The organism is Labrys sp. HAY1-8F (assembly GCF_056754975.1).
Genome location: NZ_JBPGWZ010000002.1, coordinates 2,922,936 through 2,934,149, shown reverse-complemented (window position 1 = coordinate 2,934,149; position 11,214 = coordinate 2,922,936). Strand labels below are relative to the sequence as shown.

12 protein-coding genes and 1 tRNA gene are annotated in these 11,214 nt (G+C 65.1%); 6 read left to right on the top strand and 7 right to left on the bottom strand.

What is annotated here, in order from left to right; genetic code table 11:
- Positions 1–42 precede the first annotated feature (42 nt).
- From grpE to ACR9ZN_RS22630, 3 genes are all read right to left on the bottom strand, one after another.
- Complete coding sequence (grpE, locus tag ACR9ZN_RS22640; RefSeq protein ID WP_454811272.1) at positions 43–693, bottom strand: nucleotide exchange factor GrpE; 651 nt, start codon at positions 691–693, stop codon at positions 43–45.
- 98 nt (positions 694–791) lie between these two features.
- Positions 792–1,415, bottom strand: coding sequence for a (d)CMP kinase (gene cmk, locus ACR9ZN_RS22635; protein WP_454811270.1), 624 nt, complete (start codon positions 1,413–1,415; stop codon positions 792–794).
- Positions 1,416–1,436: 21 nt separating this feature from the next.
- Positions 1,437–2,243, bottom strand: a complete 807-nt coding sequence (locus tag ACR9ZN_RS22630) for a 3-phosphoshikimate 1-carboxyvinyltransferase (protein WP_454811268.1) — start codon at positions 2,241–2,243, stop codon at positions 1,437–1,439.
- A gap of 270 nt (positions 2,244–2,513) precedes the next feature.
- Between ACR9ZN_RS22630 and ACR9ZN_RS22625 the strand changes: the two genes are divergently transcribed.
- The 4 genes from ACR9ZN_RS22625 (at position 2,514) to ACR9ZN_RS22610 (ending at position 4,372) form a co-directional block, all read left to right on the top strand.
- On the top strand, positions 2,514–2,909 hold the full coding sequence (locus ACR9ZN_RS22625) for a TIGR02300 family protein (RefSeq protein ID WP_481273230.1): 396 nt from the start codon (positions 2,514–2,516) through the stop codon (positions 2,907–2,909).
- Positions 2,910–3,095: 186 nt separating this feature from the next.
- A tRNA-Ala gene (locus ACR9ZN_RS22620) sits at positions 3,096–3,171 on the top strand.
- 295 nt (positions 3,172–3,466) lie between these two features.
- Positions 3,467–3,760, top strand: coding sequence for a hypothetical protein (locus ACR9ZN_RS22615; protein ID WP_434958677.1), 294 nt, complete (start codon positions 3,467–3,469; stop codon positions 3,758–3,760).
- A gap of 354 nt (positions 3,761–4,114) precedes the next feature.
- Positions 4,115–4,372 (top strand): GlsB/YeaQ/YmgE family stress response membrane protein, encoded by a 258-nt coding sequence (locus ACR9ZN_RS22610; protein WP_481273229.1) that lies wholly within the window; start codon positions 4,115–4,117, stop codon positions 4,370–4,372.
- Positions 4,373–4,548: 176 nt separating this feature from the next.
- Here the strand turns inward: ACR9ZN_RS22610 and ACR9ZN_RS22605 are convergent, their stop codons facing one another.
- From ACR9ZN_RS22605 to ACR9ZN_RS22590, 4 genes are all read right to left on the bottom strand, one after another.
- Positions 4,549–5,496, bottom strand: a complete 948-nt coding sequence (locus ACR9ZN_RS22605) for a tagatose kinase (RefSeq protein ID WP_454811265.1) — start codon at positions 5,494–5,496, stop codon at positions 4,549–4,551.
- 36 nt (positions 5,497–5,532) lie between these two features.
- Positions 5,533–6,759: an ROK family transcriptional regulator gene (locus ACR9ZN_RS22600; protein ID WP_481273228.1), complete on the bottom strand. Its 1,227-nt coding sequence runs from the start codon at positions 6,757–6,759 to the stop codon at positions 5,533–5,535.
- Positions 6,760–7,061: 302 nt separating this feature from the next.
- Positions 7,062–7,946 carry a sugar phosphate isomerase/epimerase family protein gene (locus ACR9ZN_RS22595; RefSeq protein WP_481273227.1) on the bottom strand — a complete coding sequence of 295 codons (885 nt, stop codon included), beginning with the start codon at positions 7,944–7,946 and terminating at the stop codon, positions 7,062–7,064.
- Between the two features lie 139 nt (positions 7,947–8,085).
- The gene (locus ACR9ZN_RS22590) at positions 8,086–8,961 is read right to left on the bottom strand and encodes a LysR family transcriptional regulator (RefSeq protein ID WP_481273226.1); all 876 of its coding nucleotides are present in this window, start codon (positions 8,959–8,961) and stop codon (positions 8,086–8,088) included.
- Positions 8,962–9,137: 176 nt separating this feature from the next.
- On the opposite strand from ACR9ZN_RS22590, the gene metB reads away from it, so the two are divergent.
- Positions 9,138–10,331 carry a cystathionine gamma-synthase gene (gene metB, locus ACR9ZN_RS22585; RefSeq protein WP_481273225.1) on the top strand — a complete coding sequence of 398 codons (1,194 nt, stop codon included), beginning with the start codon at positions 9,138–9,140 and terminating at the stop codon, positions 10,329–10,331.
- 31 nt (positions 10,332–10,362) lie between these two features.
- Entirely contained in the window at positions 10,363–11,061 is a 699-nt protein-coding gene (locus ACR9ZN_RS22580) for a 5-formyltetrahydrofolate cyclo-ligase (RefSeq protein ID WP_454811255.1), read from the top strand.
- Positions 11,062–11,214: the final 153 nt, after the last annotated feature.

The following is an 11,214-nucleotide window of genomic DNA, read 5'->3' as shown; positions in this document are numbered from 1 at the left end:
CAAGCCCGGGCATGACAAAGGTCGGCGTTTCCGTCGTTACGATCAGGCCTGCTTTTCGGCCTCGGCGGCCTGTTTCGGGCCGCCGCGGGCGACGCCGACCATGGCCGGGCGCAGCACGCGCGTGCCGATCGAATAGCCGACCTGCACCACCTGGGCCACGGTGCCGTTGGGCACGGAAGGATCGGGCACCTCGAACATGGCCTGGTGGAAATTGGGGTCGAAGCGCTCGCCCTTCGGGTCGAGCTTCTTGACGCCGTGCTTTTCCAGCGAGCGCAGCATTTCCTTTTCGGTGAGCTCGACGCCTTCCATCAAAGCCTTGACGGCCTCGTCGGTCTCGCGTGCCCCGGCGGGTACGCTGGCCAAAGCGCGCTCCATATTGTCAGCCACGCCAAGCATGTCGCCCGCGAACTTCGCGATGGCGTATTGGCGTGCATCGTTGAGCTCGCGCTCGCCGCGGCGGCGGACATTCTCGACCTCGGCCAAGGTGCGCAGCAGGCGATCCTTCAGCTCGGCATTTTCGGCCTGCAGCTTGGCAAGGACCTCGAATGCTTCGTCATTCACGGCGGTCTGGTCGGCGCCGGCCTGTTCGCCACCAACCTGGCCCGTGCTGTCCGCCGTCGGCGCCGCCGGGGCGGCCGACTCGGCCGCAGTGCGGGTCTCGGCTTTGGCTTCGGGTTTGGTCTTGTTGGTCATTTCACCTTTTCCAACTCATGTTCGGCCGGGATATCAGCGTCCTGGCCGATAAAATCAAGGGTTGATGCAGCGGACGGCCCCAAACCGCCCGTTTTGTTTCAGCGCCGGTGCCGCTCGACCAGCGCCAGAGCGGCGGCAAAGGCGCTCTCGACGTCGAGGGCGGTGGTGTCGAGCACATGGGCGTCGGGCGCCGGCTTCAGGGGGGCATCGGCACGTCCGGCGTCACGCGCGTCGCGCTTGCGGATATCGGCGAGGACGGCTTCGAAGGGGGGAGCATCGCCGCGTTTTTCCAGTTCGAGATGGCGGCGCTTCGCCCGGATCTCGGCATCGGCGGTCACGAAGATCTTCACCTCGGCGCCGGGGGCGACGACCGTGCCGATGTCGCGCCCATCGAGTACGGCGCCGCCGCGCTGATGGGCGAAGCGTCGCTGCAGGTCGAGCAGAGCCTTGCGTACTTTGGGATGGGCGGCGACCACGGAGGCCGCTTCGCCCATTTCGCGCCCGCGTAGCCGGCTCTCGTCGAAACTGGCGACGTCGAGCCCGTCCGCGATCTCGGCGGTGGCGTCTGCATCCTCGAGGTCGAGGCCCTCGTCGAGCGCCGCCCGCCCGACGGCGCGATAGAGCAGGCCGGTATCGAGATGAGGCAGGCCGAGATGCGCGGCCAGGCGCTTGGCCAGGGTTCCCTTTCCGGACGCGGCGGGACCATCAATGGCAATGATCATAATGGGGCACCAGATTACACATCAGGGGGAGGAAGGCGGAATTTTCGCCGGCAGGGTTACGACCGCGGGCCGGAGCGTGGGGCGGCCCTGCAGCACGATACGGCGTCCGGTGCCCTCGGGTGATATCGCGACATCGGCCCCGAACAGCCGGAGCAGATGCGCAGCATCGTCAGGCGATCTGAAGCTCGAGACAGCCTCGCTTGTCGCTTGCGGCGCGATGACGGCGGTCTCACCGGGCGCATTGAGGCCGGCCAGCAGCACCGCCGCACTCACCAGGTTCGGGGGCACCGGCGAGGAGGCGCCGCTATCGGGCACGTGCCAGAGGATCGGCACAGGATCGACCGCGCCGCGCAAGGTCAGGGGCAGGCGCACACCCTCGGCGGCGGCGACGATCTCGGCACCCATCCGCGTCAAAGGCGTCAATACAGGCATCATCGGGCAGGTCCGCAGCGTGGCGTCGCCATCGAGGGTAGCCGTGATGCCATGGCTGGCAATGACGCCCATCATCAGCACCGCACCTGCCAGCGACCCGCCGAAATCGAGGCTGCCCTCCGGCGAAAGCAGGCCGCCGACGCCGACACCACGGATACACCAGGCCGCATCGCCACCCCGTTCGATTGCGGCGCCGAGCCTGCGACAGGCCTCCGCCATCGCCACGACGTCACGACTTCCCACCAGGCCCTCGATGCGTGTCTCACCCACGCTGAGCAGCGCCAGAATCAGGGCGAGCAGGCCGATGCTCTCCTCGCCCTCGGCCTTGTTTCTGTCGGCCGCCCCGGAGGACCGGCGCGCGGAAGGCGAAGCGGTCTGGGAGGGCGATGTGAGCAAGAGGCGGCTCCGGAGCGATGGAAGGGGTCTACGGCAAGGACGAATGCCGATGGCGGGATTCTCACTCCTGCATGGCGCACCCGGCAGGTTCGGTCCGGCCACACGCCCTAGCATGGATGGCCCGAGGGGGCAAAGCCGGCGGTGCCAGGAAATCTTGATTCAAGCCCTTGCCAGATCGCGAAAAAACGCCATCTTTGCGATTCTCATTGACAGGGACGCTTCTAGTCTGTAGCGGCCTCGCACTTCGATTTCCGACATAAGGTATACGCCGTGGCCAGACCCGAACTTGGCACGAAACGCGTCTGTCCGACGACTGGGCGCAAATTCTACGATCTCAACAAGGATCCGATCATCTCGCCCTATACCGGCCAGGTGGTCGTCATCGCCGCAGCGCCGCTGCTGCGTGGTCGTCCCGAGGCGGTTGCGCCGCGAGTCGACCAGACTGAGGAAGACACCGATCTCGATCCCGCAGCGGACGCCGAACTGATCAGCCTCGAGGAGGCCGATGACGAGGCGAGCACCGCCAAGACGGTGGTCGGCGACGACGATATCGACGTCGAAGACGATCCGGTGGCCGACGATACCTTCCTCGAGGAAGATGAGGACGAGAACGACGATGTCACCGATCTGATCGGCGACGGCATCGAGGATGACGAGGAAAGCTGAGGCTCGCAGCGGGCCTCGCCGGAGACGCGGAGCCAGCATGGAGCCGCGTCTTTTTCCCAATCGGAAGATTTTCCAAATTTTCTTCGCAAGACGTCTTGCATCGGGCCGCGAAACGTGACAAACGAGCGGCCCGTCGGCGGTGACGCCGAGGGACACCGAAGCAGCTCCCAGGCTGCTTTGAAAAGTGGGGTCATAGCTCAGCTGGGAGAGCGCTACAATGGCATTGTAGAGGTCGGCGGTTCGATCCCGCCTGGCTCCACCACTTCCTCCCAAGCTTCAACGATGAGAAGCTTGGTTCCACCAAGCCCGCTGGCACGCAAGCGGGCTTTTTTATTGCCCGACGCAAGCCGATTCGAAGGATTGCATTGCCTCCATCCGGGCGAGCGCCTAGAGTTCGATGGCGTTCCGTTCGGTTATCTCGCATGCCGGTGGATCATCGCAGTTCGACTGCAGCTTGCCGAGCCCGCCTGGTCCTGTGTTTCGCAGGCGATAGTCTAGGTGGCCGGGATCGGCGAAGATGACCGAGGCAAGAGATGCCAAGCAAAGGGAGATAAAGCATGCGCTTTTCACTCAAGGCCTTGTTCGCTGTCGTCATGATGCTCGGCGGACTGGCTGTCACCTCGACGCCGTCTTCGGCCCTGCCGGTGGCACCGGTCGAGCGGGCGGCCCCCATGGCGAATGCACTGGAGGGCTCGGCCCAGGTTCAGCAGGCGCAGTATTACTACTACCGCCGCCACTATCGGCCGCGCTACTACCGGCCCTATCGGTATTATCGCCCCTATCGGCGCTATTATCGGCCGCGCTACTATTACAGGCCCTATTACCACCGCCGCTACTATTACGGCTACTGAGCCCGCTAGGCTTCATAGTCGGGAGGCCCGCTGGCCGGGCCTCCTGATTGGCTGCCGTGCGTCGGCATCCCCTAGCAGAGCTCTCCGGCAAGGCCCGCGGATGGGCCTCGTCGGAAAGCTCCGAAAATAGCCGGTATCTTGCGGATTCCTTTCGATCGTGCCTGTGGCTTGATCGAAAGGAATCCACTTCCGCTGGCATGGAACCATGGGCTGATCCACGCGTTCTCCACCCTGGGACCAGCAAGGGTTCCGTTTCGATGTCAAAGCGCCTTGCGATCCGGAGGACAGTCGCCCATCGCGGGCAATAGCCTTCCAAGGGCGTGTTTGGCGTCAGGCCTGACAGAGGGGTGCAGCATGGATAATCCGCAGGTGGGTTGGATCGGAGCCATCATTATCGGCGGGCTGGCGGGTTGGCTGGCCGAGATGTTCATGAAGAGCAATATGGGCCTCCTCATGAACATCATCCTCGGCATCATCGGCGCGGCTGTCGCCAATTTGGTGCTGGGCATGTTCGGCGTGGTGCTTGGCGGCTGGGTTAGCTACCTCATTGCCGGATTCATCGGCGCCTGTGTGCTGATTGCGCTCGGAAGAATGCTGAAACGATCCGCCTGACAAATCGACGGCCGGCGCTGTGCCGCCACGGGCTTGCCCGATGGGCGGGCACGGCCCGGCTAGAGAACGCTGCTGGAGAACCTAGCCGGGCCGCGGCAGGGCGAGAGAGGCTCCATGCAGGGCTAGGCTATCCCCGCCTTGCGACAGTTTTGTAACAAAGGTGGGACTTCCCTGCTTCAGACGTTGGCGGCCTGGGCGATGAAGCGGTCGAGTTCGGCGAAGTCCGCGCTCCCTTCCATCGGCCCTTGCACGGTCACGGTATGGGCGCCTGCGGCATTGGCATAGCGCAGCGCCTCCGTCACGGACTTGCCGAACCGGCGCGCCACCAGAAACGTCGCGCCAAAGCAGTCGCCGGCGCCTGTCGGATCGATCTCGGTCACCGCGAAGCCCGGCATGTCAGTGCGGCTGTCGCGATTGAAATGGCTGGCGCCGCCGGCGCCACGCTTCAGCACGATCTCCTTGACGCCCGCCGCCAGCAGGCCCGCGACCGCCTTGTCCTCGTCGGTCTCGCCGGAGAACAGTGACAATTCCTCGCCGGAGGGCAGGAAGAGATCGGTTGCGGCCAGCACGGTATGGAAAACAGCCTTACTGCCGTCGCGCAACGTCTCGCGCCGGATATTGGGGTCGAAGGAGACCGTACCGCCCCGCGCCTTGAGCCCCGGCAGGGTCTTCAGGATCATCTCGGCGACGGCTGGGACCGGCAGACCCGATCCCATGACGTGGAGATGCCCGGCCTCGGCGAGCACCGCTTCGGCTTCGGGCGTGGCGGCGATACGCCCGGCGGCGCTGTCGCGCATATTGTAGACGAAGGCACGGCCGCCGTCCGGCCGGTAGCGCACGAAGGCGCTGCCGGTTGCCGCTCCCGCATGCACGGCCACGGCGGAGACGTCGACACCATCGCGATCGAGGCGCTGGAGGTTCAGCGTACCGAAATCATCGTCGCCCACGGCCGAGACGATCGCGGCGGGGTGGCCGAGCTTGCCGACCTGATCGATGAAAATCGCCGGCGCGCCGCTCGGGAAGGGGCCGACCAATGGTTGCGGCTCCAGGAAGCCGTTGCCGGTGGTGGTGGCCATGATCTCTACCAGGATTTCGCCAATGGTGACGATCTTGCCTGCAAGCATGGATGATTCCTCGATATCGGAGAAAGGGGAACAGGATCAGCTCTGGAACAGCGTGATCGGTTGTTCGCTGGCATAGATCGCGCTCTCGTCAATGGAGAACATACGCTGATGCATCAGGAGGGCGCCGCCGAGGGCAGGGCCCTCGACGCCGAGGCCGGAAACCTCGATGCGCGGCATCGGAAAGCCCTCGAGCAGTTCGCGCTGCATGGCCTGGGCGACCTCGGCCGCGACATGGCTGAAGACCGGCGCGACAGAGCCGCCGAGAATGATCAGGCCAGGATTGAGCACGCTGGTAACCTGGATCAAACCGGCGGCGAGCCGCTCGCCCCACACCCGCGCGGTTGTGATCGCCGTACTTTCCCCGAGGGTGAGGCCTTGCAGCAGCCTGTCGAGATCGGCCTCGCCGCCCTGGGTGCGGTAGAAGCCGAGGATGGCGTCCTTGCCGATATAGCTTTCCAGATGGCCCGGCTTGGAGCGGCCGGCCTGGATGGTGTCGCCGCCGAGCACGATCTGGCCGAACTCGCCGGCAAAGCCGGCGGAGCCGCGCAGCAGCCTGCCGCCGATGACGATGCCGCCGCCGGCACCGTTCTCGATCAGCAGGAAGGCGACGGTCTCGGAGCGATGCGCAGTGTCGCGGTAGGTCTCGGCGATGGCAAAGGCATTGGCGTCGTTTTCGATCGAGATGACGGGATCGAGGGAGGGACAGCGCCGCTTCAGCCTGTCGGTGATCATCGTCTTCAGCTTCACGTCGCGCCAGCCGAGCATCAGCCCGTTGATCACCGTGCCATCCGAGGCGAGCAGGGCCGGCAGGGTCACGCACAGGCCACGCAGGCGCTCGGGGCGGTTGAGGCTCTCGACGGCCTCGGCGATCAGCGCCACCATGCGGTCGGTGCCGACCTCCGGGGTTTCCTGATAGGTCGGGAACGGCAGGGTGAGGCGCAGGATCTCCTGTGCCAGCATGTCGATGATGACGACGGTGAGCCGATCGACGCCGATCTCGGCGCCGAGAAAGCTGGCGCCGGCCGGGTCGATCTGCACCCGGATGCCGGGGCGGCCGGTCTTGCCGGCATTCTCGCCGCGCGGCTCGTCGCGGCGCTCGACAGCAAGGCCCTCCGTCATCAGGCCAGTGATGATGTTGCCGGTGGTCGAACGGTTGAGGCCGAGTGCCCGGGCGAGGTCGGCCCGGCTCATGCCCGCATCGCGGAACAGGGCATTAAGGGCCCTGATTTCATTGAGATGACGGACGGTTTGCGGCGTTGCCAAAATGGGGAGGTCCGCTAAGGCGTTTTGCGACGAGACGGAGTCGCCGAGAATCGCAAAGACGCATCCAAACAGGGAACTAGAGCAAACAGCGTTCAGCCGCGAACGCGGTTTGCTCCAGGATGGGAAAGGGAGACTACAGCGTCTTGCGGTCCGATGGAATCGGCAAACCGCGTAAAGGCGCGTCGAAACAAGGCGTTAGAATATCGTCACCCCGGTCTGTTCCATGAATGGACCGGAATGCAGTTCGCACCTCGGGCGGGCGTGCAAGCGGGCTGCGTTCCAGGTCGCATTCCAAGTCGCGTTCACGGCGTGCGCGCCGTCTCGGCCTTGCGCCGGGCTTCGGCATAGCGATCGTCGATGAAGGCCTTGGCGCAGCGGGCCAGCTCGACATTATCCGTCCAGGTATTGCGCCAGATCGCACAGATGATCGAGAGATCCTCGTCGACCACCTCGGAGGAAAAGCTCTCGAAGGTCACCCAATCCTGGTAGCCGCTGGCAACGAGGGCGTCGAAAATGGCGGGGAAATTGATCACGCCCGAGCCGAGATAGCCGCGATTGCTCTCGCCGATGTGGAAATAGCCGAGCTTGTCGCCGGCGAGCCGGATGGCCTGAGCGGGGTCTGCCTCCTCGATGTTCATGTGGAAGGTGTCGAGGTGCAGGAAGATGTTGTCCGAACCGGTATCCTTGATGAAGGCGAGGCCCTGTGCGGTGGTGTTGAGCAGGTTGGTCTCGAAGCGGTTCACGATTTCCAGGTTGAGGCTGACGCCGGCCTGCTTGGCCTTGTCGGCCAGGCGGGACAGCGTGGCCACGCTGTTGTCCCAGCCCTTGCGGGTTGGCAGGCTGCGATATTTGGTGTGCGCCGAGAAGATGATGCCGCCGAGCTTGTGCCCGCCGAGATCGCGCGTGATGGCGACCGCATCCGACAGGATCTCCTCGCCCCGGCGCACCACGGCGGCGTCCTCGCTGGAAATGTCGCCTTCCAGCGGCAAGCCCATGGTGACGGTGACGGCGAGATCATAGTCCCTGAGGCGCCGAGCCAGCCAGGACACATCGAATTTGCTGGGATCGAGGCGGGGAAATTCGATCAGCTTGTAGCCGAGGCGATGCGACTTCTCCATCGCGCCTTCGAGATCCTGCTGCGTGGTGCCGCCTGTCCACACGAAGGAATGGATACCGAGTCTGTCCATGGTGATTCCTGCCCTGTTGCGCCGGCTGGAACCCATCCGGGACAAGCCGGCCTGATCATGCTTCTTTTCTTTTATTTTGTTGTGAGTAGCAGCAAACTAAATCTCGTTCAAGCAGGACCGGTCGAGACGAGCGATGATTCTATCCATCGGCGATGACGCCGAGCCCCGGCCGCTCGGCGCGCGCGGCGACGAAACGCAACCCCTCCCGCGCGCGGTGGAGGGCCGGATTGTCGCGTCGGGCGGTAGAGAGGGCATAGATCGAGTGTGAGAAGGCTGGCGCCCCTTTCACCAAGTGCAGGCGTCCATCGGCCAGCAAGGGGGTGACGGCGCCGGCCCGGAAATAACCCGAACCGCCGACAGCGAGGATATGGGTCAGCGCCAGGGGGCCGAGCGAGACTGTAACGGGTGCAGCGGCGAGATCGGGAAAGGCGGCGCGGTGGTTGATCGCGAAGGCCGGTCCCCAATCGACCTGGACATAGCTGTCGCGATGCACCTGCGCGTCGGGGGAAGTCGTCACCAGAACCAGTTGCTCCTCCACCACCAGTTCGGCGACGACATCCTGATATTGCGGCGGATTGTAGAGCGTGACGAGGTCGAGCGATCCTTCCCTGACGCGCTCGATCAGCCGGGAGGGCGTATCGACTTCGACTCGCAGGGCGACGCGCGGGCATTCGCGATGCATCCAGCCCAGCCAGTCGGCGAGGAGGGGATGCCAGAGGCTGAGTTCGCCGCCCAGGCTGATGCCTTCTTCCCGCCCGGGCGGCAGCGCCACCTCCTGCCGGGCGCGTTCCCAGACCTGCACCAGGGCGGTGGCGGGCCCGACAAAGCGCTCTCCGGCTTGCGTGAGCCGCGCCCCGGCCTTGTTGCGGACGAACAGGCGGCGACCGATCTGCTGTTCGAGAGCCCGAATGCGCGCGCTGACGGCCGTCTGGGTCAGATTGAGACGCTCGGCGGCAGCGGCGAAGCTGCCATTATGCGCGATTTCCAGAAAGGTCCGTGCCAGCCCGATATCCATGAAAATCAGATTATTAATTTTGCATTGAACTGCAATAACAATGCGTTTGTCTGAGTTCAATGCCAATGCCACAACTCCAGGATGGCCCGATGACGGCGGCGCGAATCCGCCGCGCGGCGGGTCGCCGGCCTGGAGTCGCTGCCGGCCGACGATGCGGTGATATCGAGTGAAATGGCATGACGGACGACAGGTCTCCCGAAACGATTGCGGCAAACAACGGCATGGCGGCCGACAAGGCCTTCCGCGCGGTGGCTCCGCCGCTTTATCTCGCCAGTTCCTACGCCTTTGGCGGCTTCGAGCAGGCCGGGACCTATGAATATGGGCGTACGCGCAATCCGACGCGCGACCAGCTTGCCGACACGCTGGCGGCGCTGGAAGGCGGGGCCGCAGCGATCGTGGTCGCCAGCGGCATGGCGGCGGTCGATCTGGTGGCCTCGCGCCTCAATCCGGGCGAGACCGTCTTGGCGCCGCATGACTGCTATGGCGGCACGCAGCGGCTCCTCGCCATGCGGGCTGCCAAGGGCCAGTTCAATCTCACCCTGGTCGACCAGACCGATGAGAACGCGCTCGATGCCGCTTTGACCCGGCGCCCGGCCCTGGTGCTGGTGGAGAGCCCCAGCAATCCCTTGATGCGCGTCGTCGACATCGCCGCCATCGCCGGCAAGGCCCGCAAGGTGGGGGCAGCGCTTGCCGTCGACAACACCTTCCTGTCGCCGGCACTGCAGAAACCGATCGCGCTTGGCGCTGATTTCGTCATCCATTCCACCACCAAATATCTGAACGGCCATTCCGACGTGATCGGCGGCGCGGTGGTGGCCGCCAGGGCCGGGGATGTCACGGAGCTGGCTTCCTGGGCCAACCTCACCGGTGTCACCGGCTCGCCCTTCGACGCCTATCAGACGCTGCGCGGCATCCGCACCTTGTTCCCCCGTGTCGAACACCAGCAGCGATCGGCGGGCGCGATCGCTGCTTTCCTGGCCGGCCATGACGGTGTCGCCGCCGTGCATTATCCCGGCCTGCCCGATCATCCCGGCCACGAAATCGCACGGCGGCAGCAGGCCGGTTTCGGTGCCATGCTCAGCTTCGAGATCGCCGGTGGCCCCGCGGCCGTCAGGCGCTTCGTCGAGGCCGTTCGGGTCTTCACCCTCGCCGAGTCGCTCGGCGGCGTCGAAAGCCTGGTTGCCCACCCCGCTACCATGACCCATCTCGGCATGGGTGAGGCCGCGCGGGAGGCCGCGGGAATCAAAGACAGCCTCCTGCGGCTTTCGGTGGGGCTGGAGGGCGAGGCCGATCTGCTGGCCGACCTTGCGCAGGCGTTGGCGGCGGCGGATGATCGCGGCTCTGGCCAGTTGCGGGCCGTCGGCAGATGATTGCCGCCGTTTCGATCAGGGAGCCGATATCATGACAAATGCCGATGGCGACGATTCCGACGAGACCCCCAGGACTTTCGCCTCACCCGCGTGTTTTTCGCATGAAGCCGACAATGGTCAACTCGATGCCGGTGTGCAAATGCAGGCGGAGCGCCGGGCAGAGATCATGGCCTGGCGCAAAGGCGAGCGGGCTCGTCTGATCGCCGAACGGCTGGCCATGTCGGCCGATCTCAGGGCCGAAAAGACCCGGGCGATCGCCGAACGTCTCGATGGTGTCGTCGGCGATGTCGCCGGGCGAGTGGTGAGCTTCTACTGGCCCCTGCGGGGCGAGCCCAATCTACGCGACTGGGCCGAGGCGCTGGCCGCGCGGGGCGCAGTCACGGCTCTGCCGCTGGTGGTGGAAAGGAACGCGCCGCTGGTATTCCGGACGTGGCGACAGGGAGAGGAACTGGTCAAGGGCTTCTGGAACATCCCGGTGCCCGAGGGCGGGCGCAAGGTGGTGCCCGACATCTGTCTGGCTCCGGTGGTCGGCCACGACGCCAGGGGCTTCCGGCTCGGCTATGGCGGCGGCTATTTCGACCGCACGCTGGCAGGGCTGTCCTCTAGCGTGGTGGCTGTTGGCGTCGGCTATGCCGAAGCCGCTATCCGCACCATCCATCCCCTCGCCCACGATATTCCGCTCGACGCCATCGTCACGGATGACAGTGTCCGGCGCTATCCCAGCGATTGAGACAAAAGAGACCTCGTCGCTCGTCGAGGTCGAATGCGCTCTATGCCCCAATGATGGTGGCAAGTGCCGCTCCCTCTTTGCCGCTCAATTCTCCTGCAGATCCTGAACCGCCCGAACCAGGGCGTTGTGCAGAGCTGCCCGCGGTGACATGCT

Coding starts and splice junctions, on each gene's coding strand:
- ACR9ZN_RS22610 (WP_481273229.1), top strand. CDS start 4,115: ATGGATAATCCGCAGGTGGGTTGGATCGGAGCCATCATTATCGGCGGG.
- ACR9ZN_RS22605 (WP_454811265.1), bottom strand. CDS start 5,496: ATGCTTGCAGGCAAGATCGTCACCATTGGCGAAATCCTGGTAGAGATC.
- metB (WP_481273225.1), top strand. CDS start 9,138: ATGACGGACGACAGGTCTCCCGAAACGATTGCGGCAAACAACGGCATG.
- ACR9ZN_RS22580 (WP_454811255.1), top strand. CDS start 10,363: ATGACAAATGCCGATGGCGACGATTCCGACGAGACCCCCAGGACTTTC.
- grpE (WP_454811272.1), bottom strand. CDS start 693: ATGACCAACAAGACCAAACCCGAAGCCAAAGCCGAGACCCGCACTGCG.
- ACR9ZN_RS22590 (WP_481273226.1), bottom strand. CDS start 8,961: ATGGATATCGGGCTGGCACGGACCTTTCTGGAAATCGCGCATAATGGC.
- ACR9ZN_RS22595 (WP_481273227.1), bottom strand. CDS start 7,946: ATGGACAGACTCGGTATCCATTCCTTCGTGTGGACAGGCGGCACCACG.
- cmk (WP_454811270.1), bottom strand. CDS start 1,415: ATGATCATTGCCATTGATGGTCCCGCCGCGTCCGGAAAGGGAACCCTG.
- ACR9ZN_RS22615 (WP_434958677.1), top strand. CDS start 3,467: ATGCGCTTTTCACTCAAGGCCTTGTTCGCTGTCGTCATGATGCTCGGC.